This is a genomic window from Actinotalea endophytica, from assembly GCF_025717005.1.
Classification (GTDB): Bacteria; Actinomycetota; Actinomycetes; order Actinomycetales; family Cellulomonadaceae; genus Actinotalea.
Map to the genome: position 1 here is coordinate 289,184 of NZ_JAOVZU010000006.1, position 23,171 is coordinate 312,354.

Annotated in this window: 22 protein-coding genes; 10 read left to right on the top strand and 12 right to left on the bottom strand. The window is 70.2% G+C overall.

All coding sequences use genetic code 11. The annotated features are described in order from the left end of the window. Positions 1–185: 185 nt before the first annotated feature. The gene (locus OEB99_RS12420; RefSeq protein ID WP_263577579.1) at positions 186–623 is read right to left on the bottom strand and encodes a MarR family winged helix-turn-helix transcriptional regulator; all 438 of its coding nucleotides are present in this window, start codon (positions 621–623) and stop codon (positions 186–188) included. Positions 624–680: 57 nt separating this feature from the next. Here OEB99_RS12420 and OEB99_RS12425 point away from each other — a divergent pair, with 57 nt between their 5' ends. Together OEB99_RS12425 and OEB99_RS12430 are read left to right on the top strand one after the other, a co-directional pair. Further along, positions 681–1,709 carry an NAD-dependent epimerase/dehydratase family protein gene (locus tag OEB99_RS12425; RefSeq protein ID WP_263577580.1) on the top strand — a complete coding sequence of 343 codons (1,029 nt, stop codon included), beginning with the start codon at positions 681–683 and terminating at the stop codon, positions 1,707–1,709. 140 nt (positions 1,710–1,849) lie between these two features. Further along, positions 1,850–2,752: an enoyl-CoA hydratase/isomerase family protein gene (locus OEB99_RS12430; RefSeq protein WP_263577581.1), complete on the top strand. Its 903-nt coding sequence runs from the start codon at positions 1,850–1,852 to the stop codon at positions 2,750–2,752. Between the two features lie 27 nt (positions 2,753–2,779). Here the strand turns inward: OEB99_RS12430 and OEB99_RS12435 are convergent, their stop codons facing one another. The 4 genes from OEB99_RS12435 to OEB99_RS12450 all read right to left on the bottom strand — a co-directional run bounded on the left by OEB99_RS12435 (position 2,780) and on the right by OEB99_RS12450 (position 6,821). Next, positions 2,780–3,685 carry a LysR family transcriptional regulator gene (locus tag OEB99_RS12435; protein WP_263577582.1) on the bottom strand — a complete coding sequence of 302 codons (906 nt, stop codon included), beginning with the start codon at positions 3,683–3,685 and terminating at the stop codon, positions 2,780–2,782. Positions 3,686–4,034: 349 nt separating this feature from the next. Next, on the bottom strand, positions 4,035–5,102 hold the full coding sequence (locus tag OEB99_RS12440; RefSeq protein WP_263577583.1) for a right-handed parallel beta-helix repeat-containing protein: 1,068 nt from the start codon (positions 5,100–5,102) through the stop codon (positions 4,035–4,037). A gap of 76 nt (positions 5,103–5,178) precedes the next feature. After that, positions 5,179–5,838, bottom strand: a complete 660-nt coding sequence (locus tag OEB99_RS12445) for a beta/alpha barrel domain-containing protein (RefSeq protein WP_263577584.1) — start codon at positions 5,836–5,838, stop codon at positions 5,179–5,181. A 2-nt stretch (positions 5,839–5,840) separates the two neighbouring features. Beyond that, entirely contained in the window at positions 5,841–6,821 is a 981-nt protein-coding gene (locus OEB99_RS12450; protein WP_263577585.1) for a sugar-binding transcriptional regulator, read from the bottom strand. Between the two features lie 128 nt (positions 6,822–6,949). Between OEB99_RS12450 and OEB99_RS12455 the strand changes: the two genes are divergently transcribed. From OEB99_RS12455 to xylB, 5 genes are read left to right on the top strand one after another with little or no spacing between them, the layout of a single operon-like run. Continuing rightward, positions 6,950–8,002 (top strand): ABC transporter permease, encoded by a 1,053-nt coding sequence (locus OEB99_RS12455; protein WP_263577586.1) that lies wholly within the window; start codon positions 6,950–6,952, stop codon positions 8,000–8,002. Positions 8,003–8,031: 29 nt separating this feature from the next. After that, positions 8,032–9,063 (top strand): substrate-binding domain-containing protein, encoded by a 1,032-nt coding sequence (locus OEB99_RS12460; protein ID WP_263577587.1) that lies wholly within the window; start codon positions 8,032–8,034, stop codon positions 9,061–9,063. Position 9,064: 1 nt separating this feature from the next. After that, positions 9,065–10,597: a sugar ABC transporter ATP-binding protein gene (locus tag OEB99_RS12465; protein ID WP_263577588.1), complete on the top strand. Its 1,533-nt coding sequence runs from the start codon at positions 9,065–9,067 to the stop codon at positions 10,595–10,597. A gap of 11 nt (positions 10,598–10,608) precedes the next feature. Further along, positions 10,609–11,247: a KpsF/GutQ family sugar-phosphate isomerase gene (locus OEB99_RS12470; RefSeq protein ID WP_263577589.1), complete on the top strand. Its 639-nt coding sequence runs from the start codon at positions 10,609–10,611 to the stop codon at positions 11,245–11,247. Next, complete coding sequence (gene xylB, locus OEB99_RS12475; RefSeq protein ID WP_263577590.1) at positions 11,247–12,731, top strand: xylulokinase; 1,485 nt, start codon at positions 11,247–11,249, stop codon at positions 12,729–12,731. The genes OEB99_RS12470 and xylB overlap by 1 nt, the downstream gene beginning before the upstream one ends. Positions 12,732–12,767: 36 nt before the next feature. On the opposite strand, the gene OEB99_RS12480 is transcribed toward xylB, so the two are convergent. From OEB99_RS12480 to OEB99_RS12510, 7 genes are all read right to left on the bottom strand, one after another. Beyond that, positions 12,768–13,592: a class I SAM-dependent methyltransferase gene (locus tag OEB99_RS12480; protein WP_263577591.1), complete on the bottom strand. Its 825-nt coding sequence runs from the start codon at positions 13,590–13,592 to the stop codon at positions 12,768–12,770. 89 nt (positions 13,593–13,681) lie between these two features. Then, positions 13,682–14,515 carry a carbohydrate ABC transporter permease gene (locus tag OEB99_RS12485; RefSeq protein ID WP_263577592.1) on the bottom strand — a complete coding sequence of 278 codons (834 nt, stop codon included), beginning with the start codon at positions 14,513–14,515 and terminating at the stop codon, positions 13,682–13,684. Positions 14,516–14,567: 52 nt separating this feature from the next. Continuing rightward, positions 14,568–15,416 (bottom strand): carbohydrate ABC transporter permease, encoded by an 849-nt coding sequence (locus tag OEB99_RS12490; RefSeq protein ID WP_263577593.1) that lies wholly within the window; start codon positions 15,414–15,416, stop codon positions 14,568–14,570. Between the two features lie 101 nt (positions 15,417–15,517). Next, a complete protein-coding gene (locus OEB99_RS12495; RefSeq protein ID WP_263577594.1) occupies positions 15,518–16,711 on the bottom strand; it encodes an ABC transporter substrate-binding protein in 1,194 nt (397 codons plus the stop codon). A gap of 246 nt (positions 16,712–16,957) precedes the next feature. Further along, on the bottom strand, positions 16,958–17,920 hold the full coding sequence (locus tag OEB99_RS12500) for a sugar-binding transcriptional regulator (RefSeq protein ID WP_263577595.1): 963 nt from the start codon (positions 17,918–17,920) through the stop codon (positions 16,958–16,960). 291 nt (positions 17,921–18,211) lie between these two features. After that, the gene (locus OEB99_RS12505; RefSeq protein ID WP_263577596.1) at positions 18,212–18,391 is read right to left on the bottom strand and encodes a hypothetical protein; all 180 of its coding nucleotides are present in this window, start codon (positions 18,389–18,391) and stop codon (positions 18,212–18,214) included. A 332-nt stretch (positions 18,392–18,723) separates the two neighbouring features. Then, positions 18,724–19,668 carry a sugar-binding transcriptional regulator gene (locus tag OEB99_RS12510; RefSeq protein ID WP_263577597.1) on the bottom strand — a complete coding sequence of 315 codons (945 nt, stop codon included), beginning with the start codon at positions 19,666–19,668 and terminating at the stop codon, positions 18,724–18,726. 317 nt (positions 19,669–19,985) lie between these two features. On the opposite strand from OEB99_RS12510, the gene OEB99_RS12515 reads away from it, so the two are divergent. From OEB99_RS12515 to OEB99_RS12525, 3 genes are all read left to right on the top strand, one after another. After that, the gene (locus tag OEB99_RS12515) at positions 19,986–21,320 is read left to right on the top strand and encodes an ABC transporter substrate-binding protein (protein ID WP_263577598.1); all 1,335 of its coding nucleotides are present in this window, start codon (positions 19,986–19,988) and stop codon (positions 21,318–21,320) included. Positions 21,321–21,416: 96 nt separating this feature from the next. Further along, on the top strand, positions 21,417–22,313 hold the full coding sequence (locus OEB99_RS12520; protein ID WP_263577599.1) for a carbohydrate ABC transporter permease: 897 nt from the start codon (positions 21,417–21,419) through the stop codon (positions 22,311–22,313). Continuing rightward, entirely contained in the window at positions 22,310–23,149 is an 840-nt protein-coding gene (locus OEB99_RS12525; RefSeq protein ID WP_263577600.1) for a carbohydrate ABC transporter permease, read from the top strand. The genes OEB99_RS12520 and OEB99_RS12525 overlap by 4 nt, the downstream gene beginning before the upstream one ends. Positions 23,150–23,171: the final 22 nt, after the last annotated feature.

Here is a 23,171-nt window from a genome sequence, read left to right on the forward strand (position 1 = left end):
GGGGGCCGCGGCCCCGGGGGGGGCCGGCCCCCGCCCGGCGCGGCGCCGGCGGGCCCCCCCCGCGGTGCTGCTTGTCGAGGCCGTCGTCTGGTCAGGTGTCGCCGTGGCGCTCGCGGCGTGGAACGCGCGGAAGGTGGTGTTCGTCCGGACCCCGCCGGTCGGGCTCGGCCCTGAGCCCGACGCCCTCAGACGGTCAGGTCCCGAGGGCGGACCCGCTCGAGGAGCTCGAGCAGTCGGCCGCGCTCGGCGGCGGAGATGCCGTCGAAGACGGCAGAGTCGTGGAGCCCGGCCCTCATCCGGTCCCAGAGCTGATGGCCGCGCTCGGTGAGGGTCAGGATGCGTTTGCGCCCGTCGTCGGGGTGCGGCTGCCGCGTGATCAGGCCCGTCTGCTCGAGCTTGTCGGCGATGAGGCTGGCCGTGGAGGGGTCGCGGTCGAGCAGCCGTGCGAGGTCGCGCGGGGTCACGGGCGTCCGGCTCGTCGTGAGGATCCGTAGCACCGCGGGGGCCGAGGCTGGGGCGTCGAACTCCTGGAGGGTCGCGTCGACGATCGCCTGCGCGTGGTCGGCGATGGCGATCACGCACTGGATGATCCGCGCCTTCTCGTCCTCCGCCGTCCGGTCCACGGACCAAGGTTACCGTGGCATACTCAGTGAGTGCACTCAATGAGTGGGAGAAATCAAATGACCGATCAGTCGCCTGTCGGAACCGTGCTGGTCACCGGCGTGACCGGCTACCTCGCCCAGTGGGTCGTGGTGGAGCTCGCGAACCGCGGCCACCGGGTGCGCGGCACGGTCCGCGACCTGGGCCGGGCGGAGCCCGCACGGCGCGCGATGCTCGAGCAGTGCCCTCCGGGGGCCGACCTCGAGCTGGTCCAGGCGGATCTCCTCGACGACGCCGGCTGGGACGCGGCGTTCGCCGGCGTCGAGGCGGTCCTGCACACGGCCTCTCCGATGCCCTTCGACGACCTCAGCGACCTGGTCGTCTCGGCCCGGGAGGGCACCCGCAGGGTGCTGACGACGGCGGCACGCAGCGGGGTGCGCCGGGTCGTCGTCACCTCGTCGGGCACAGTGGCCCAACCGGCGGACCCGACCCTGCGGTCGACCGAGGAGACGTGGTCCGAGCCGTCCGGCGACGCGGCCCACGTCTACCCCGACTCGAAGATCCTTGCCGAGCGGCTCGCGTGGCAGCTCGGAGCCGACCTCGGGCTCGACCTGACGACGATCCTCCCGTCGTTCATGCAGGGCCCTCCGGTGGGGCGGCCGACGCGGTCCGGCACCATCGACGTGATCCGTCGGCTGCTCGACGGTGCTCTCCCGGCCCTGCCGCGGCTGGGGTGGAACGTCGTCGACGTCCGCGACGTCGCACGGCTGCACGTCCTCGCCCTCGAGGATCCGTCGACGATCGGTGAGCGCTACCACGGTGCCGGAACCTTCGTCTGGTACCGCGACATCGCCCGGATGCTGCGCGAGGAGATGCCCGAGGCGAGGAAGGTGCCGACCCGTCAGCTCCCGGACGTCCTGGTCCGGCTCGCGGCCCGGCGGGACGCCCACCTGGCGATGATCGTCGGCGAGCTGGGCATCACCCGCGACGTCGACACCGCCAAGGCGCGCACGCAGCTCGGCTGGACCACCCGCCCGGTGCGGACCACGGTCGTCGACACCGCCCGAGCGATCATCGCGAGCGGCCCCGAGAGCCGGAGCCCCCGCTGACCTGCAGCGAAGCGCGCACGGCCATGCGTTTGCGGCATTTCCCCAGCCTTCGAAGGCCTGACGAGGATCGTGCAGCCGGCCGGGCGACCCCGTCGCCCTGCAACCCAGGAGCCGGACGAGACTCGAAGAGGAACCCGACCATGACCAACACCAACTACGTCCGGTGGCCGTCGTTCGACGAGATCGCCGAGATGTTCAAGGAGCACTTCATCATCACCCGCACGCCCGAGGGTGTGTGCACGGTGCGGATGCACACCAACGGCGGACCGCTGATCTGGTCGATGGAGCTGCACGACGCGATCGGCAAGATGTGGCGGATGCTCGGCACGGACCGGGACACCGAGGTCATCATCTTCACCGGCACCGACGACATCTGGGTCTCGGACTTCGAGGCCGAGAGCTGGATGCCCGAGACGACCGACCCGGTCAACACCCGGTACGACCACATGTTCATCGACGGCCGGCGGATGCTGATCTCGATGATCCACGACGTGGAGGTCCCCACGATCGGCGTGCTCTCCGGCTCGGGCGGCCACACCGAGCTCGCGCTGATGTGCGACTTCGCGATCGCCGCCGACGACATCAAGATCCTCGACCCGCACGTGCTGGTCGGCAACGTCCCCGGCGACGGGATCCACTCGTGCTTCTTCGAGCTGATGCCCTACCGGCAGGCCGTGTGGTACCTGATGACCGGCGACATGATGACCGCCGAGGACGCGCTGAAGTACGGCCTGGTCTCCGAGCTGGTCCCGCGCGAGAACCTCATGGACCGCGCGAACGAGATCGCCGGGATGCTGATGAAGCAGAACCGGATCGTGCGGCGCCTGAGCACCCAGGTGATGCGGCGCAAGTGGAAGCAGCGGATCGTCGACGACCTCGACATGGCGTTCGGCACCGAGATGCTGGGCTGCTTCTCCGACTCCCACGAGCACTCCTTCATGCCGTCGGTCAACGAGATGGTCGGCAAGCAGCCGAACTACCAGGGCAACACGAAGCTGCCGGTCGACTTCCAGTGGCCGGAGGGCACCGGACCCAAGCACTGACCGTCGCGGTGGGACCCCGGCCGGCCGTCAGCGGGTCGCGCCGGGTCCCGCCGGCCGGGTGCGGACGTACTCGGCGAGGTTGTGGACCGTGGCGGCCTCGTTGTCGACGCGGAAGATCAGGACGAGCTCGCACGAGGTGTCGAGGTCGCTCAGGGTGCAGCAGCGGAACTCGCGGTCCATCGCGAGCGACTCGTAGAGCCTGCGCGAGACGAAGGTGACCCCGAGCCCGAGCTGCGCCCGCATGAGCGCCGTGCCCAGGGTGGGCACGAGGGTGATCCCGCCGGCGGCGCCGCGGTCGTCCCGCGCCGCCAGCTTGAGCCGGCCGAGGAACGGGGGCGCCACGTGCCCGGGGATGACCAGCGGCTGGGCGAGGACCTCGGCCGCGCCGGCCGACTCCCCGAGCTCGATGTCCGACTCCCTGGCGTAGATCGCGACGAAGTCGTCCGAGCCGACCGGGACCGCCGCGAGCAGGTCGTTCTCGGGCGCTGCGTAGTCGACGGTGAGAGCCGCGTCGTACACGCCGTTCAGGATCGAGTCGTACAGGGCGTCGAACGGGACGTCATCGACCTCGGTCCGGACGTTCGGGAACGCGTCCATGAAGCCGCGGACGTCCCGCGTGAACAGGCCGCGGAACTCACGGACCGTCGCGATCGACAGCGTCCCCTCCAGACCCTGCTGTGCCGCCTCCATCTCGGCCGTCACGCGCTCGAAGTGCTGCAGCAGCAGCTCGACGTTGGCGTAGAGCACCTGGCCCGCGTCGGTGAGCGAGACGCGGTGGGTGTTCCGGTCGAACAGTCGGACGCCGAACTTGCGTTCCAGGCTCGCGATCTGCCGGCTCAGCGCGGGCTGACCGATGTAGAAGTGCTCGGCGGCCTTCGAGAAGTTCCGGTACATCGCGACGTACTGGAAGTACTTCAGCGACTGCACGTCCACGGGTTGCCTCCCGGCGGTCCTCTGCGATCACGGGGCAGGTCGTCTGCTCGGCCGTTCGGTCCGGCCCGGCCGTCCCGTCGTTGCTCGCCTCGACGGTAGGTGGACATTCCTTCGGGTCACCGTGACCGAAGTCCGGACCCGTCGTCGCGCTCAGGACGACGCCGGCCCCTCCACCGTGAGCCCGTGGGCGAGCAGCGTGGGGTTGCCGGCGAGCTGGTGGCCGCCCGAACCGAGGCGGGCGAGGTGTTCACACAGCGGCTCGGTCCCGGTGAGAAGGTCGCGCCACGCGCGACGAAGCCTTCCTGTGCGGACCCGCGGCGATGACCAAGGACCTCAGACGACGCGGGCGTCAGCCGGTGCAGACGACCCCGACGCAGTCGACCCCGTTGTGGCTCGCGACGTTCCCGCCGAGATCGACGGCCTGGGGCACGTAGAGACCGAACCCGGTGTTGTGCGTCGCCGTGTTGTCACCGACGTGGCTGAGGGTGTCGATGATCACGCCGTCGCCGTTCCGGGTGAAGGTGTTGCGCTCGACGATGATGTCCTCGACCGGGAAGCCGAGCGAGCTGGTCTCGGAGTGGATCCCCACGCCGTTGCGGACGAACTCGCTGTCCTGCACCAGGGCTCGGTGGCCGAGCTCCAGAGCAGTGCCGTTGGCCACGAACGTGTTGCCGACGAGCGTGTGCGTACCGAGGCTGACGATGTTCTTGTCGCCTTGGATGGCCGTCCCCAGGTCGCGGAAGCTCGATCCGGTCACGCTGAGCCGGCACCAGCCGGCGGTGATCCCAGCGCTGCCCTGCCGGAAGCTCGAGTCGCTCACCGTGATCCGGCCGCCGTCGGTGCAGCTGCCGTCGATGGTCGAGCGGGTGAACGACGACCCGGACACGGTGATGTCCGGAATGGTGGGACCGCCCGAGATCCGGCTGTCGATGAAGGTGCTGTCGCTGATGTCGAGCGACCCGCCCCAGAAGAACCCGGGCGAGGCGTCCCGGAAGGTCGACCGCTCGACCGTGACGCCGATCCCAATACCGCCCAGGACGTCACCCGCGACGGACCTGACGGTGACGTCGGAGATGTGCGCGTAGAGCAGGCGGAACTCGTAGTCGACGAAGAGGCTGCCCCAGTTCTTGATCGTGCCGTTGCGCACCGTCACGGGGCTGGTCGACGGCATCTCCTCGTCGGTCAGGAGCGCGGTGCCACCGGTACCTGGTCCTCGCAGCGTGTGGCCGCCGAGGTCGAGGGTCGCGCCGGCCGCCAGGACCAGCCCGACGTCGGTGCAGGTCAGGTTGGCCTGGAGGGTGACCGTCCCGGTGATCGTGTCCCCGCACGCGACCCCGGCCCCGGCCGCAGCGGCCGGGAGAGCGCCGGTCAGGATGACGGCGGCGGTCGAGAGCGCCGCAATGATGCCCCTGCGCATGTGTGCCTCCCCGAACAGCGTCATCGCCGATCTGAGCGTCGCCGCGTGGTCGTGCGGCCGGGCAACAGCCCCAAAACTACCGATTCGTCCCGGTTCCGGGAAGCCTCTCGGCGCCGTCCGCGCCCGTAGCCTCGAGCGCGGCGATCCAGGCGTGCGGGTCCGCCGCCGCGCTCATCGCCGTCCCGCTCACCAGCCAGGTCGCGCCGTGGCGTGCGCACTCGAGGCCGCGTTCGAGGTCCACGGACCCGTCGACCCCGAGCAGGTCGCGTCCGCCGAGTCCCACCAGCCGCGCGTAGGTGCCGGGCACGAAGCCTGACCCCGCCTGCCCGGGCACCACGGACATGACGAGGACCCCCACCTCGGCGGCGAGGTCGGCGGTGACGTCGAGGGGCGTGCCGGGGCTGATCGCGACCGCGGCCGTCCGGCCCGCGCGCCGGATCGCCTCGACCGCGGCCTCCCAGTCGGCGGACTCGACGTGCACGGTGACGGTGTCGCAGATGTCGATCCAGGCCGACAGATGATCGAGGGGGCGCTCGACCATGAGGTGGGCCTCGCCGGGCAGGCCGGTGAGGGCGCCGATCCGCACGGCGTCGGCCGGGCTGAACCCGCCGGGCGCGGCGAAGACGCCGTCGGAGACGTCCCAGTGCCAGCGCCTCAGTCCTGCGCCCGCGAGGCGCTGGGCCTCGGCCTCCTGCCGGTCCCGGGGGACGGACCACAGCGAGCCGGCGAGCCGCACGGTCAGGCCTCGGTCCGGGCGGTCGTGACGGGAGGCAGCTCGAGCGCGGCCTCGGCAAGCGAGCGGTCGGTCACGAGCTCGGTGAGCAGGCCGGACCGGGCCACCGCGACCACCGCGTGCGCCTTCTCCGCGCCCGCGGCGACGGCGATCACGCGGGGGATCCGGCGCAGCTGGTCCGCACGGATGGTGATGCAGCGGCGCGCGAACTGCGGAGCGAGCACCTCACCGGTGTCGGACACCAGGATCGTGGCGACCTCCGCGCGCACGCCGGCCTCGCGCATCGCGGCGGCGTCCGCGGGGGGCAGGGCGGCGAGGAGCTGTGAGACCGGCGGGTCCCAGGATCCGATCGCGAGCATCGCGGTGGTCACGTCGTCGAACATCTTCAGCGCGGCCGCGACGTCGGGCTGGCGGCGCAGCGCGTCCGCGGTCCGCGGGTCGTCGACCACGAGCGGGGCGAAGATCGGCCGCGCGGTGCCACCGCTGCGCAGCGCGACCTTGCGGACGATCTCGACCGGGGACTCCTCGAGGTCGGTGCCGATCGCGCCGGTCAGCTGCACGACGTCCACCCGTGGCAGGGGTGGCATCGCGGCGCTCATCGCGGTGAGCGTGCGCCCCCAGGCCAGGCCGAGCACCTCGCCCGCCTCGAGCGTCTCGCCGAGCAGGTTCGCCGCGGCCTGACCGACCTCGTCGCGGACCTCGGCCAGGCTGCCGGCCGACTCCACCACCACCACGCGGCGCAGGCCGAGGTGCTCGGCCAGGGCCGTGGCGAGGTCCGGGACGAGGGTGCCCGCGTCGTGCACCGTGATGGTGACCACGCCGCGGTCGCGGGCCTGCTCGAGCAGCCGGGCGACCTTGAATCGTGAGACGCCCAGGGCGTCGGCGATCTCCACCTTGGAGCTGTCGTCGACGTAGTACATGCGTGCCGCACGCACCAGCAGCGCGTGTTCCTCGCGTGACATCGGCGTCTCGTGCCCCTCGCTCATATGAGCAGCATACCCCAGATTCGTTACTCATATGTGACTTCGAAGCCTTGCGGTCCGCGATCGATGCGGTATGGTCGTTGCAGATGAGCGGTTAGCGCGCTCAAATGAGCACCGCGAGGAGGCGGGACATGGCACGACGTCGGATCCCCGAGGAGCTCGGCATCATCGGTGTCATCGTGCTCATCGGCGCGATCTTCAGCCTGATGTCGCCGACCTTCCGGACGTTCGACAACGCCCAGCTGCTGCTGCTCAACGGCTCGGTGATCGCGTTCCTGGCCATGGGGCAGGCGTTCGTGCTGCTGACCGGCGGCATCGACCTGTCGACCGGGTCGAACGTCGCGCTCACCGGCATGATCGCGGCGCTGGCCATGCGCGCCGGAGCGCCCTGGTGGCTGGCGTGTCTCGCCGCCGTCGGGATCGGCGTGGTGGTCGGCATGATCAACGGCTCGCTCGTGCACTACGCGGGTCTGCCACCGTTCATCGTCACGTTCGCGACCTTCGGGGTCGCGGCGAGCATCCCGCTCATCCTGACCGGGGCGAACTCGGTGATCGTGGCCGACCCGATGTTCGCGATCGTCGGACGCGGCCGGCTGTACGGCATCCCGATGCCGGTGGTGCTCGTCATCGTCTTCGCGATCGTGCTCACCGTGCTGCTGCGGATGACCCCGACCGGTGTGCACGTGTACGCGGTCGGCGGCAACGCGGAGACCGCGCGGCTGTCCGGCGTCCACATCGGGCGCGTGCGGGTGCTGGTCTACGCGGTCAGCGGCATGTGCGCGGGGATGGGCGGCCTGATCGTCACCTCCCGGCTCATGGTCGGCTACCCGTCCGCCGGCTCCGGCAACGAGCTCTTCTACTCGATCGCCGCGGCCGTGGTCGGCGGCGTGAGCCTGTTCGGCGGGATCGGCACGCTGCCCGGCGCCCTGCTCGGCGCCGTGCTGGTCGCCGAGGTCTCCAACGGCATGAACGTGCTCGGTGTGGAGAGCTACTGGCAGCCCCTGGTGATCGGCCTGATCATCCTCGGCGGCGTGATGATCGACACCTATCGCCGCTCCTCGTCCCTCGGCAGCCTGCTGCGCCGAGCCCTCGGCGGTTCACGGACCGGCGAGCCCACCACTCCTGCCGCCGGGGCGACGACGTCCCGGGAGCAGGACACGACGCCCGCCCGCCCTGCCGGGTGAGTGGGAACTCACAACCCTGAGGAGAAGCAATGAAGCTACGCAGGACCACCGGTCTGGTGGCCTCCGCGCTCGCCGCGACGGTCGTGCTCGGGGCCTGCTCCGGGGCGGTCGACACCGGCACCGGCAGCTCGAGCACCAGCGCATCGGACGACGCCTCGGCGGACGCCGGCAGCGGTGACATCCCACGCCCGGCCGCCTGCGACGCCGACGAGCCGTTCATCGCCGTGGCGCTGCCGAACCTGACCAACCCCTACTACGTGGCGATGAAGTCGGGCTTCGAGGAGGCCGCCGCCGCGAACGGCATGTCGGTCGAGATCCAGATCGCCGACGATGACGACGCGACCCAGCTCTCCCAGGTCCAGTCGATGCTGCAGAAGGACCCGTGCGCGCTGGCCCTCAACGCGGTGAAGTCCGAGCCGGGTGCGGCGATCGTCAAGGCCGCGAACGACGCGGGCGTCCCGGTGTTCACGGTCAACGTCGGCATCGACCCCGACGCGCTCGCCGCACAGAGCGCGACGATCGTGCAGTACCTCGCGGCCGACAACTACACCGGCGGCGTGCAGGGCGCCCAGATGGTCCTCAACGACCTCGGCGAGGACGCGGAGCTGAAGATCGGCTTCGTCACCGAGCCCGACGAGACCCCGACGGTCATCCGTGACCAGGGCTTCGAGGAGACCATCGCAGCCAACCCGAACGCCGAGGTCGTGGCCAAGGTCGACGGCAACGTGAAGCCCGACGACTCGCTCACCGCGACCACCGAGATGCTCTCCGGCAACCCGGACATCAACGTGATCTGGGCCTCCACCGGCCCGGCCGCCTACGGCGCGCTGCAGGCGCTCGAGCCCGGCTCGGACGTCAAGGTCTACGGGTTCTGCGCGGCCGAGACCACGCTGACCGACCAGTACCCGGGCTGCGTGGCCCAGGAGCCGTACGTCTACGGCACCAAGGTCATCGAGCAGATCCGCGCCTGGCTCGACGGCGGCACCCCCGAGGCCGAGGTCCTCGAGCCGCTGAAGGAGTTCGTCAACGGCGAGACCCCGGGTCCGGGCGAGGTCGGCTGACATGGACGCGACGTCGATCGGGACGCCCGCGCAGGGCCTGAGCGCACGCGGGGTGGTCAAGAGCTACGCGGGTGTCACGGTGCTGCACGGCGTCTCGATCGACGTCGCACCCGGCGAGGTCGTCGGGCTGGTCGGGCACAACGGCGCCGGCAAGTCGACCCTGCTCAAGGTGATCTCCGGGGCCACCAGCCCCGACTCCGGGACGATCACCGTCGAGGGCGAGCGCCGTCACCTGGACAGCCCCTCGGCGGCGATCGCCGCCGGCATCGCGACCGTCTACCAGGAGCTCGCGCTGCTGCCCAACCTCACGGTCGCGCAGAACGCGTTCCTCGGTGACGAGCGGCGACGCCGCGGGGTGCTGGACAAGGCCACCATGCGCCGCCTGGCGCGCGAGCTGACCGAGTCGTTCGGCCTCGAGGTGGACGTCGACCGGCGGCTGGGGGACTACCCGGTCGCCACCCGGCAGCTGCTCGAGGTCGCGATCGCGACGCACCGCAACGCCCGCTACCTGCTGCTCGACGAGCCGACCACGAGCCTCGAGGGCGGTCAGGTCGAGCGGTTCCTGGACACGGTGCGCGACCTGGCCGTCGAGCGACGGCTCGGGATCATCTTCGTGGACCACAAGCTCGACGAGCTGTACGCCGTCTGCTCGCGGATCGTCGCCCTGGTCGACGGCCGGGTTCGGATCGACGCGAAGGTCGACGAGGTCGGCCGCGACGAGGTCGTCGCCGCGATCGCCGGCGAGGAGCAGCCCGCGGCGCCCGTGCGCACGGCCGCGGGGCCGGACACCGCCGCCTCCGCGACCGCCGGACGGCACCTCGAGGTGCGCAACCTGCGGGCGCCCGGCATCGAGGACGTCACCCTCGAGGCCCGCGCAGGTCGTGTGCTCGGCATCTACGGCCTGGTCGGGTCGGGGCGCACCGAGCTGCTGCGATCGCTGGTGGGCCTGTCCACCCTGTCCTCGGGAACGGCCGAGCTGGACGGGCAGGCCTACCGGCCCCGCTCGCCCGGCGCCGCCCAGGCCGAGGGCGTCGTCTACCTCACCGAGGAGCGCAAGCACGACGGCATCGTGCCGAGGCTGAGCTCGCCGTACAACGTCGCGCTGCCGGTGCTGAGCCGCTACTCGCGCTCGGGCTTCCTGCGCAAGAAGCGGATGCTCGCCGAGGCCGACGACGTCCTGACGCAGATGCGCATCCGCGGTGACGTGCACGGCCCCGTCGTGGGCCTGTCCGGCGGGAACCAGCAGAAGGTGCTGCTCGCCCGCGCCATCAGCCAGCGACCGAGGGTGCTGCTGCTCGACGAGCCCACCAAGGGCGTCGACCTCGGGGTCAAGGCCGAGATCCACCGGATCATCCGGTCCCTCGCCCACGACGAGGGTCTGACCGTCGTCGTGGTGTCCTCCGAGGAGGACGAGATCTGCGAGGTCGCCGACGACATCGTCGTGATGTCCCACGGGCGCTGCACGGGCGAGCTGGTCCCGCCCGAGGCGCGCACCCCCACCGAGCTGCGACGGTCCGCATGGGCCGCGGCATGAGAGGAGAAGCGATGGACCTGTCCGGCTCGGAGGTCCTCGAGGCCGCCCGCGATGCGATCCGGCGCGAGGGCAAGGGCGTCGCGGACGTCGCCGACCTCATCGACGACACCTTCCTCGAGGCGGTCCGCATGCTGCAGGCCTGCACCGGCAAGGTGTTCGTCACCGGATCGGGCACCAGCGGTTCGATCGCGCGGCGGATGGCGCACCTGCTCGCCGTGACCGGCACCCCGGCGCTGTTCCTGCCGGGCATGGACGCGCTGCACGGCACGATGGGCGCCGTGGTCGAGGGCGACCTGCTGATCACCATCTCGCGCGGTGGCGAGTCCACCGAGCTCAACGACCTGTCCACCCGGGTCCAGCAGCGGCACGTGCCGGTGATCGCGCTCACCGCGGCACCCGACTCGTCGCTGGGCCGGCTCGCCGACCTCACCGTGCACCTGCACACCGACACCGAGGTCGACCCGGGCGGGGTGATCGCGATGGGCTCGACCCTGATCGCCGCCGTCTGGGGCGACGCGCTCGCCTACGTGCTCATGCGGCTGCGAGGCTACGGCTGGGACCAGGTGCTGTTCACCCACCCCGCCGGCGCCGTCGGGCTGATCGACGACCTCCCCGAGGCGCTCACCGGGCTGGCCGACCAGGAGGTGTGATGGGCGTCGTCGCGGGTGTCGACACCTCGACGCAGTCGTGCACGGTCAGCCTGCACGACGCCGCCACGGGGGCCCTGCTCGGCACCGGTCGAGCCCCGCACCCCGTGACCTCGCCGCCGGTCAGCGAGCAGCACCCGGACGCCTGGCGCGCGGCGCTGCTCGAGGCGTTCGCCGCGGCGTGCGGCAGCGTCGGCCTGGCCGCGACCGACGTCGACGCGATCAGCGTCGGGGGACAGGCGCACGGCCTGGTCATGCTCGACGAGGCCGACCGGGTGCTGCGCCCCGCGAAGCTCTGGAACGACACGACCTCCGCCGAGCAGGCCGCGCGGCTCGTCGAGTCGCTCGGCGTCGAGGGCTGGGTGCGGGCCGTCGGCTCGGTGCCGACCGCCGCCTTCACGATCACCAAGCTGGCGTGGGTCGCCGATCACGAGCCGCAGCACCTGGACCACCTCGCGCACGTGCTGCTGCCGCACGACTACCTCACCCACCTGCTCACCGGCCGGTACGTCACCGACCGCTCGGAGGCGTCCGGCACCGGGTACTACGCGGCGCACGAGGACCGCTGGCTGCTGGAGCACCTGGAGACGATGGTCGGTCCGGCCGACTGGGGGCCTCGCCTGCCCACGGTGCTCGGCCCGTCCGAGCCGGCCGGCCCGGCCACCGGGTCGTTGGCGCGCGAGCTCGGCCTGCGCCCGGACTGCGTCGTCGGCCCCGGTGGCGGGGACCAGCACGTCGGCACGCTCGGGATCGGCCTCCAACCCGGCGACGTGCTCTACAGCCTCGGGACCTCCGGGGTGGTGATGACCCCGAGCAGCGCTCCGGTGTTCGACCTCAGCGGCTGGGTGGACGGGGTCGCCGACGCCGCCGGCGGCTGGTTGCCCCTGGTCTGCACGCTCAACGCGACCAAGGTCACCGACGCCTTCGCCCGCCTGCTCGGCGTCGACCACGCCGAGCTGTCCCGTCTCGCGCTCGCCGCGCCCGTGCGTGCCGACCGTGCCGTGCTCGTGGCCTACCTCGACGGTGAACGCACCCCCGAGCGCCCGCACGCCCGCGGCCTGCTCGGCGGGCTGCGCAGCGACCTCACCCGGGAGGAGTTCGCGCTCGCGGCCTTCGAGGGTGTGGTCCTCGGTCTGGTCCGCGGGCAGCGCGCGATCGACGCGGCCGGCGTGCCGACCGACGGTGTCACGGTGGTCACCGGCGGCGGCGCTCGCTCCGCGGCCTACCGTCAGGTGCTCGCCGACGCGACCGGGCGACCGGTCGAGACCCGTGCCGTGGACGAGGCCGTCGCGAGGGGAGCTGCGATCCAGGCGTCCGCGGTGCTCGGCGGAGCCGCCGTGGCCGACGTGCGCGAGGAGTGGCTCCCCGGGCGGACATCGGTCACCGAACCCCGTGACGGCGTGCCCGACGAGGTGCTCGAGCGGTACCTCGGGCTCGCCTCCACCTCGCAGCGGTCTGACGACACGGTGTCGCGCCACGGCGGCTAGCCACTCCTCGCCTCGGTCGGTCGGCTCGCCGCTCGATCAGGACGGTCGAGCGCAGGTGAACATGACGGTGCGGATGCGTCGCTCGGCGAGGTTCGCCACCTGGTTGGCCGCCATCGCCGCGAACGTGCCGCCGAGGAACGCGGCGAAGGTGATCGGGGGCGGGCCGTCTCGTTCCACCTGTGCGCGCACGCGCTGGAACCAGGTGAGACTCTCGTCGGACGAGTCGACCGTCGCGGCGATCTCGAAGCCCGCTGCTCGGAGCAGCGCGGCCATCTCCTGCGGTGTGGCGAGATGGCTGGTCGACGGGTCCGCCGCCCACGGCACCGGGTACCGGACGTCGCCGCCCTCGCCCTGCAGCACGTCGTAGGCGACGAACCTGCCACCGGGTCGGGTCACCCGGAACGCCTCGGCGTACAGCGCGGACTTGTCGGGGATGTTCATCGCCACGTGAACGGTCAGCACCGCGTCCGCGACGGCGTCGGGCAGGCCCGTGGCGGTGGCGTCCCCGACGACGAAGCGCGTGCGGTCGGCCAGCCCCGTCCACTCCGAGAGCGCGGTGGCCACCGCGCAGAACTCGGCGGTGAGGTCGATGCCGGTGACCGTGCAGCCGATCACCTCGGCGAGCGTCCGTGCCGGCCCGCCAAGTCCGCTGCCGAGGTCGACCACGCGCGAGCCGGACGTGACCTCGAGTGCCTCGGCGATCTCGAGCGATGCCTGACGGCCGCGGATGTGGAACTCGTCGACCGGTGCGAGATCTGCCGTCCGCAGGGTCGTCCCGCTCAGCCCTGCCTCATCGAGGGCGGCGCGGACGGTCGCGACGAGGTCGCCGGACCCGCTGTAGAACCTCGACACCGCGTCCACGGCGCCATCGTGGCACCGGATTGTCACGGCGTCGATCAGGAGATTCTGGACGGGCTCACGTGGCTCGGCGTGGCGTGCCCGCCTGGCCGCTACTTGATCGCACCAGCCGTCATCCCGTCGACGAAGTGCCGTTGCACGGCCACGCTGACGACGACGAGCGGCGCGACGATGATGATGATGCCCGCGGCGATCATGGGCTGGTTCGCGCCGGCGTACTCGCTCGAGAAGAACGCGAGTCCGAGGGAGACAGATCGGAGCTGGTCGGTCGTTGCCAGCAGGAGCGGCTCGATGTACATGGACCACGCCCACAGGCCGGAGAACACGGACAGCGTGAGCAACCCCGGGCGCGCGAGCGGAAGCATGACCCGGAAGAAGACGCCGAGCTCGCTCGCGCCGTCGAGCCGCGCCGCTTCGCTCAGCTCCTCCGGGATCCCGACGAAGAAGGCGCGCATGTAGAACGTGGCGAACGGCAGGCCCATCGCGACCGCGACGGTCACGATGGCGACGCGAGTGTTGAGCAGGCCGAACCCCGCGACGACGTCGTACACGGAGAACATGATCGACGAGAACGGGATCGTCAGGGCGATGACGAACGACACGATCAGCGCGGGCCGCCCGGGGAAGTCGAAGCGGGCCAGGCCGTACCCCGCAGCCGAGGCGAGCACCAGCGTGACCAGCACCACGCTCACCATGTAGATGAGGGAGTTGGGCACGTAGGTGCTGAAGTGCGCGGTGTTCCAGGCGTCGACGAAGTTGCTGAACGCCCACGACGGCCAGCCGAGCGGGTCCTCGATGTACTCCTGACGGGTACGCAGCGATGTGATCAGGAGCCACACGATCGGGAACGAGATGATGAGGAACATCCCGATCATCACGACGTACGTGACCCAGGTCGGCGCGAAGCGTACGGACTCGCGGCTCATGCTGATGCGCCGGCGCGGTCGCGGCGGCGGCGGGCCGGCAGGCATCGTCGACTCAGGACTCACGGGTGTTGGACCTTCCGGTGATGGCGGTGAAGACCAACGCGAGGACGACGATCGTCATCGCGATCGCGCCGGCCTGGCCGAACTCGTTCCGGCTGAAGGCCATGGTGTAGGCGGAGGTCCCCAGGAGCTGTGTCGCGTTGCCGGGCCCACCGGCCGTCATGATCCAGACGAGGTCGAACGCGCGCAGGCCCGCGATGCCCGCCAGCATCGTCATCAGTGCGAGGTAGGGCCGCATCTGGGGGATGACCACGTGCCACAGGCGCTGCAGCCTCGACGCGCCATCGACCGATGCCGCGTCGAGGAGGTTCGGGTCGATGTTCTGCAGGCCGCCGAGCGAGATGACCACGTAGAAGCCTGTGCTGGCCCAGACCTGTGTCAGTACGAGCACGATGATCGCCCACTGGGGGTTCGCGAGAGGGCTCGAAGCGAGGAACGGGATCCCGAGCGCCTTGCCGATCGCCGCCAGGCCGCCGCTCACCGGCTGCCAGAGCTGCAGCCAGATGATGCCGACGATGGATGCCCCCATCATCTCGGGCACGAGGAAGACGGTTCGGAAGACCACCCAGCCCCGCGGTCTCGTCCACAAGAGGACCGCGATCAGGAACCCGATCGTGACGGCGACGAAGAGACCGGCGATGTAGAGCACGTTCCGCCCGACGGAGTCCCAGAAGACCGAGTCCGCGAACATGCTGCTGTAGTTGGCGAATCCGATGAACGTTCGGTCGGGCGAGAAGCCGTCCCAGTCGGTCAGGCTGATGCGGAAGGTGCCGATCACCGGGTACAGGACGAACACGGCGACGAGCGCGGTGGCCGGTGCGGCGAACAGGAGGCCCGTCAACCGCCTGCGCCAGGCCCTACGACGTCCGGGCAGGGCCCGGCTGGCGCCGGAGCAACCGGTGCCCCCTGCCGGGGCACCGGTCACGTGGTCCGACGTGATGCTCAACCCTCGTTCTCCCACGCCGCCTGGAGCTGGTCGAAGAACTCGTCGAGCGTGATCTGGTCGGAGAAGACCTCCTGGCTGAGGCGGCCCATCAGGTCGTTGAACTCGCCCGAGGACTTGAGGTCGATCGACATGCCGGTCTCGGCGTCCGGGTCGGTCAGCGGCTCGACGCCCTGCTTGAACAGGTCGCTGACGTCGGCGCTCTGGAGGTCGATGCCGAGCACGGGTGCGGCGAAGCCGGCGCGCTCGACCAGCTTCACGCCGGTGTCCTTGGAGACCATGAAGTCGAGGAACCGGGCGACCGCGTCTTGGTGCTCGCTGTTCGCGTTGATCACCCAGAGCGAGCCCATGCCCTGCATGGCGAACTGCCCCTGCCCACCCGGCACCTCGGGCCACGTGGTCATGTAGTACTCGTTGTCCGGTGACGCGCTCTGGATCGGTTCCAGGTTGCACGTGCATGCCGGGAAGTACGAGAGCGCGTCCTTGCTCTCGATGAGCGAGATCGCGGTGTTGTTGTCGAGCGTGCTCATCTCGGGGATGAAGCAGCCGGCATCCTTCGCGGTGACCAGCACGGTCTCGATCGCAGCCCGGATGTCGGGGTCCGTCCACGCCCCAGCCTCGTGGTTCGCGAACGCGATCTCGTCCTCGGGGCCGAGGAGGTTGAGGATCGGCAGCCCGAGGTAGAAGTACCAGATCCAGCCGGCGCCGTTGTCGCCGCTGGAGATCGGCACGATGTCGTTGGCGCGCGCCACCTGGCAGACGTTCGCGAGGTCGTCGACCGTGGTCGGAACGGTGAGGCCGAGCTCGTCCAGCGCAGTCTGGTCCCACAGCATCCCGTTGATCTCGGCTTCGACGCCGAGGCCGAACAGGTCGCCGTCGTCAGCGGTCCCCCAGGCGAGGGCGCCTTCGGCCACCCTGTCCTTCCAGCCGTACTCGGTGGCGTAGTCCTCGAGGCTCTGGGCAAGGCCGGCCTCGTAGAGCTCGCGGCCGGTCGACACCTCGACGTAGGCGAGGTCCGGTGTGTCACCCGAGCGGAAGGCGTTCTTGACCAGCGGCGAGAGCTTGTCGGACTCGTAGCGGGTCTGCTCGACCTTGATGTCGGGGTTCTCGGCCATGAAGTCGTCGAGGATCGAGTCGACGGCGTCGATCGTCTCGGGGTCTGCCGTCTGGTTCCAGTAGGTCAGCGTCGTCACGCCGTCCGTTCCACCCGCATCGTCGGCGCCGCCCGATCCACAGGCAGCCACTGATCCGATGGCCAACGCCGTGCAGACGGCGGCCGCGCCGAGCCGTGTCGTTCGCTTGTGCATTCCATCTCCTCGTTGAGCGTGGTGCCGGGCTCCCTCGGTGTTTCGGCTACCGGGAGCACGTGGCGGATCGCTCCGGGACGGTAGGCGACTGACTGGGCGGCTGCAATGAGCGTTCGCTCGTTTGAGCGGATCTCATGGATCCTCGAGCAAGGCTGCCGCGGCCGCGGTGTCCGTCACGAGAGCGTTGGCGAAGCCCCCTCGAAGCACCGCGCGGATCGCCCGTGCCTTCGAGGCGTGCCCGGCGACGGCGACCACCGTGGGGATCGCGCGGAACTCCTCGGTCGGGATGCTCATCAGCTGACCGGAGAGCGGAGTCGCGATCTCCTTGCCCTCCTTGTCCAGGAAGAGTCCGCCCACCTCGGCCTGCAACCCGGCGGCGGTCAGCACCTCCCGCACGTCCTGGGAGACGAACTGGTGCAGCAGCGAGTTCGGAGGATCCCAGCTGCCGATCGTGACGAGTCCCACGGAGATGTCGCGGAACTGCTCGAAGGTCTCTGCGATGCCGTGCGACCTGCGCAGCGCGCGCGCGGTCGCCGAGTCGGGCGCGATGAGCGGTGCGTAGAGGGGGTAGGGCTGAGCCCCGGTGATCGCCGAGAAGCGGCGCACGAGCTCCATCGAGTTGCTGCTCGGAGGGCCGGTGATGCCCGACATCTGGACGACGGGGCACCGTGGGAGGGCCGTTGCTGCGTTCGCGACCGCCTCGACGGAGCGTCCCCAACCGACGCCGAGCACGTCGCCGTCGGCGAGGAGGCCGGCGAGCAGGCGGGCTCCCTCGCGGCCCAGCGCCTCGCGCATCTCTGCTTCGGTCAAGTGGCTCGACTCGACGACTGCGGCATGGCGAAGGTCGTACTGAGCCTTGAGCCGCGTGCTCAGGTCGCGGCGGCCGTAGCGCGGGCGGTGCAGCGTGATCTGGACCGTGCCACGCCGCTCGGCCTCGTCGAGGAGACGCGCGATACGGAAGCGCGAGATGCCGAACTCCTCCGCGATCGTCACGCGGCTCTGCCGGGCGAAGTAGTACCGCTCGGCGACCCGGAGGAGGAGATCGTCGTGATCGGGCCCGTCGTCGTCCTCGCCGACGTCCTCGGGATCGAACATGACGTCACTGGTCCGGACGGCGCCCTCGCGTGGTCCTGAAGCCCCCCCGTGGGACGAGGTCTCCTCCGGCGCGCCCGCGTCGGGGCTCTCAGCCTCGCCATCAATACCGCTCATGTGAGCACTCTAGCGGCGGGGGGTCGGCCGCGGGCAAGGCCCGATCCGCCGTCGATGACGCGGGCCGGCCCCGGCTTCCAGGTCCGCTCGGTCGCAGCACGACCGAGGGGTCGCCGCGCTCGCTCCGCGGCGCTCTCATACCAAGCTTCGCTGCCGCGAGGTCCGCCGGGTCCATCTCTACCCCGAGGGCCCCGCGGCCGCCCGCTCGTACCAGGTGTGCGCCGCGTCCGGCTCGACCGTCTCGTTGGTGACGCCCTGGTTGAACATCGCCATGGCGTGCCCCGACTTCGCGGCCGCGAGGAGCCACTGCCGGCCGGAGGCTCGGTCGTCCGCCGTCGACCCGGAGAGCAGCTGCACACCGAACCGGACGCATGGGCGCGCTGAACTGCAGTTCGCACGATGCCGGGATGACGTGGAGCGCACGATTCCGGACCACCAGCAAGACAATGCCATCGTGGTCGCTCAGAATGCCGCAAGAATCGGATCGATTCAGACGTGGCTGGCATTGGGGCGCTGCAGTCCGCCGCCGGGGACAGTCATCCGACCCGCGGTCGAGTGGAGGTCTCGTCGGTGTTGGTGCGCGCGAGGCCGTCGCCGTCCGAGCGTCGTGCCGAGCAGGCGAAAACATCGTCCAAGATGTGGCGATGTGGTCGCTCACATGAGCAGGTCGCGATGGGTCGGGACCTGGTTCAGTCCGCGGTCAGACGGCGCGCCACGGTCGAGTCCGTCACGAGCGCACTCACGTAGCCGCCCTTGAGCACCGCGCGGATGGCCCGCACCTTCGACACGTGTCCGGCGACCGCGACGACGGTCGGGACGGCCGACAGGTCGCTGGCGGAGATGCTGATGACCCTGCGGGCGAGCGGCGTGTCCAGCTCCTCGCCGTCCTGGCCCAGGAAGATCCCGCCGAGCTCGGCCTGCAAGCCGCACCGCGTCAGCAGGTCGCGGTCCGCCGGCGACACGTACTGGCGCAGCTGCGAGTTCGGGGGGTCCCAGCTGCCGACCGCGACCAGCGCGACGGAGACGTCCCGGAAGCGCGCGAACGTCTCGGCGATGCCATGGGAGGTGCGGAGCGCACGGGCGGTCGCCGCATCCGGCAGCACGAGCGGCGCGTACAGCGGGAACGCAGGTTCCCCGGTCAGGGACGAGAACAACCGGACCAGCTCAGATGAGTTGTCGCCGGGACGTCCCGTGATGCCCGAGAGCTGCACGACGGGGCAGCGGGCGAGTGTCGGAGCGGCGTCGGCCACGGCCTTCACCGCTCGGCCCCAACCGACGCCGAGGACGTCACCGTCGGCAAGCAGCCTTGCGAGCAGACGGGCGGCCTCCCGCCCGAGCATCTGGCGCAGCTGAGCTTCGGGGACCGCTCCCGCCCTCACCACGACGGCGTGCCGCAGTCCGTACCGCTCGCGCAGGCGCACGGCGAGCGCGCTCTCGCCTTCGAGCGGCCTGTGCAACGTGATGCGCACGACGCCCCGTCGCTTGGCCTCGTCGAGCAGCCGGGCAACTCGGAAGCGGGAGATCTCCAGCTCGCCGGCGATGTCGACCATGCTCATGCCGTCGAAGTGGTACCGCCTGGACACGTCGACCAGCAGCGAGTCGTGATCGCGGCCCACACCACGCTGTGCGCTCATATGTGCATCTTATGGTTGCGCTGGCTCAGCCGGTCAAGGTCTACTCCTGCCCGTCACCGGAGACCGCCGGAGCCTCGTTGAGGCACGACCCATCGGGTCAGCCGACGGGTTCGGGGGCAGTTCTCTCTCGAGTCGTATTGGTGCACGTCCGGTGCGTCGCGGCGGCCGCGTGGGTGCCCAGAAGGGCGCGCGGAGCGGGCGCGCTTTCGCTCTCCTCGACTGCGGGTGGGTCGGCGGATCTGGCATAAGTACGGGGCGCGAGTGAGAACGACTGAACGGACGACGTCAGCTAGAACTACGCAAAGGAGCAGGTTCGAATGAGATTGCGCAAGAGCTTCATGATCGCGGGCGCCGGCGTCGCCGCAACGAGCCTGCTCGCGGCCTGCGCGGGCGGCGCGGCCACGTCGGCCACGACGACCGACGGCTCGGCAGGCGGAGACACGGTCACGTTCCGAGGCTGGGCGCCGATCGACCCTGCCCTGAGCGGGATGATCGACGCCTTCGAGTCGGCCAACCCCGGCACCACGATCGACGCCACCGTGATGGGCGGCCCGGACTACTGGGTCGATCTCGCCGCGCGCGTCTCGTCGAACACGATGTCCGACATCGTGGGCCTGATGCCCGGCGCCCAGACCCAGCAGTACCGCGACTACCTCATGCCGCTGAACGAGTGTGCGGCCTCGCAGTGGGGGGACGACTGGGAGGACAAGTTCTACCCGATCGCACTGGATCAGGCGCGCCTCGGCAACCCTGACGGTGACGACAACTTCTACGGTCTCCCGGTGCTCACCCAGATCATGAACATCTGGGCGAACACCGAGATCATGGACGAGACCGGCGCGGAGATCCCGCAGACCTGGGCGGACCTCGAGGCCGTGACACCGACCTACGAGGGCAACGGCTTCACGCCCTTCCTGCTCGGCGCCAAGCAGTACTGGCTGAACACGTCGATCTACCTGGAGCTCGCGAACAACATCAACCCCGGGCTCGTGTACGAAGCCGAGGACGGCACGGTCCCCTGGACCGACCCTGACCTCGTGAAGGCCTTCGAGTACTGGCAGAAGCTGTTCACCGACGGCATCGCCCAGGAGGGCGCCAACGCACTCGAGCCCTACCCGGACGCGGTCGGCATGTTCGAGGCCGGCGACGCGCTCTTCCTGCCGCTCGGCTCGCAGTGGATCCAGCAGTCCGACCCCACCGCCGACCAGTCGACGATCGCCGACCTGTCCAAGGGCATGAACGGCTACGAGCCGTTCCTCTTCCCGACCATCCCGGGTGGCGCGGACAGCCCGCAGTACGTCGGAGGCGCCGAGTTCCTCTTCGGGATCTCGAAGAACTCGCAGAACCCCGAGCTGGCCTGCCAGGTGCTGACGGACTGGATCGCCGGTGCCGGCGGCCAGGTCCTCATCAACACGCTGTTCGACCTGCCTGCCGTGAAGGGCCTGGAGCCGCAGGTGTTCACCTCGGACAAGCAGGAGGAGATCTTCAACGAGCTGGCCAACGAGTGGCTGCCGCAGGTGCAGTACTCCCGCTACTTCAAGGACCCGGCGATCGAGACCGCCGTCTCCGATGCGCTCGCCGCGGTCGCCACGGGATCGATGACGCCGCAGGAGGCGGCCGAGTCGGTCCAGGAGGTCTACGACGGGCTGTGATCGCGAGGCCGGTTCCCGGGGTGACCTGCCCTGCCCCGGGAACCGGCTCCGGCCGCAAGCCTCGTGCCCAACCGATCACCTGGAGAGCGTGAACCGATGCGTCATCCCCTGGCGCGCCGCGACCGGCTGACCTCGCTGGCCTTCGTGGTGCCCGCACTGATCCTGTTCTTCGTCTTCGTCGCCTACCCGATCGTCTACAACTTCCAGGCGAGCACGCTGGACTGGGATGGCGCGACGGCGGGGACGTTCGTCGGCCTCGGCAACTTCGTGGCCCTCGCGCACGACCCGGTGTTCACCAAGACGCTGCTGAACTCGGCGCTCTGGATCCCCTTGACGATCGTGCCGCAGGCCCTGATCGGACTCGGGCTGGCTCTCATGCTGAATCAGCCCCTGCGGGGTCGCGGCGTCTACCGCGCACTTCTCTTCCTGCCGACGGTCCTGTCACCCGTGGTCGTCGGGATCGTCTGGGCCCAGATCCTCGACCCCAACAGCGGCACACTCGCCGCCATCGCGGAGCAGACCGGCCTGACGTTCCTCAAGTTCAGCTACCTCGGCGACCCGAAGACTGCGATCTTCGCGGTGATGGTGGTGAACATCTGGATGTACACCGGCTTCTCTCTGCTCTTCTACCTGGCCGGCCTGCAGCTGATCGAACCGAGCCTGCTCGAGGCCGCGAAGCTCGACGGCGCGAACTTCTGGCAGCGGACGACGCGCGTCACCTTCCCGCTGCTGCGGAACACTCACCTCACGCTGCTCCTGCTGGGGATCATCGGGTCTCTGAAGACGTTCGAGCTGCTGTACGTGCTGACGTCGGGTGGGCCCTACCACGCGAGCGAGATGCTCCCGACCTATGCGTTCAAGCAGGCGTTCCAGCTTCACTCGATCGGCTACGCCTCCGCCATCAGCGTCGCGCTTCTCGTGATCGCGATCGGCAGCTCGCTCCTCATGACCCGGGTCTTCGGCGCCGGCTTCATCACGGGGGAGGAACGATGAGCGGTCGACGACCTGCGCAGCTGAGCCGACGGGTCAACCTGCTGCACCTGATCCTCGTCCCGGTCACCGTCGCCTGGATGCTGCCGATCGTGATCGTCATCGGCCTGTCACTGAAGCCGACGAACGATCCGGGGACCATCGCGTTCGGGATGCTCCCACGCAGCCCTTCGTTCGCGAACTACGTGACCGTCTTCCAGCAGAACCCCATACCGCGGTACCTCTTCAACAGCGCGCTCATCGCCGTGCCGTCCGTGGTCCTCGTGGTCCTGCTCGGCTCCATGGCGGCGTTCGCTCTCGCTCGCCTGAGGGTGCCGGCCAAGGGCTGGATCTTCGGTCTGCTGACCCTCGCGCTGGTCCTGCCGATGTCGAGCATCGTGGTGGCGACGTTCCAGGTCCTCCAGGCCTTGGGCCTCTACAACTCGACCTTCGGTGTGAGCATCGTGTACACCGCGCTCGGGCTGCCGTTCGCCATCATCCTCATCCGCACCTCGTTCATGGCTGTGCCGCAGGAGACGCACGACGCGGCCGTCGTCGACGGGGCCAACAAGTGGCAGACCTTCTGGCACGTGTACCTGCCGCTCGCCCGCCCAGCCATCGCGGTGGTCGTCGTCTGGCAGCTGATGCTTGCCTGGAACGACTTCCTCCTGCCGCTGGTCTCCCTCGTCGACAAGGACATCAAGCCGTTGACCCTGATCCCCCTCGTCTACCGAGGCGAGCACTTCACCCAGGTGGGGGCTCTCTTCGCGATCCTGATCGTGGTGTCCGTCCCGATCGTCGCCACGTTCGCCATCGCCCAGCGTTCGCTGGTCAACGGGCTCGCCGGGGCCGTCAAGTGACCTCGCCCGGCTCTCCCGCAAG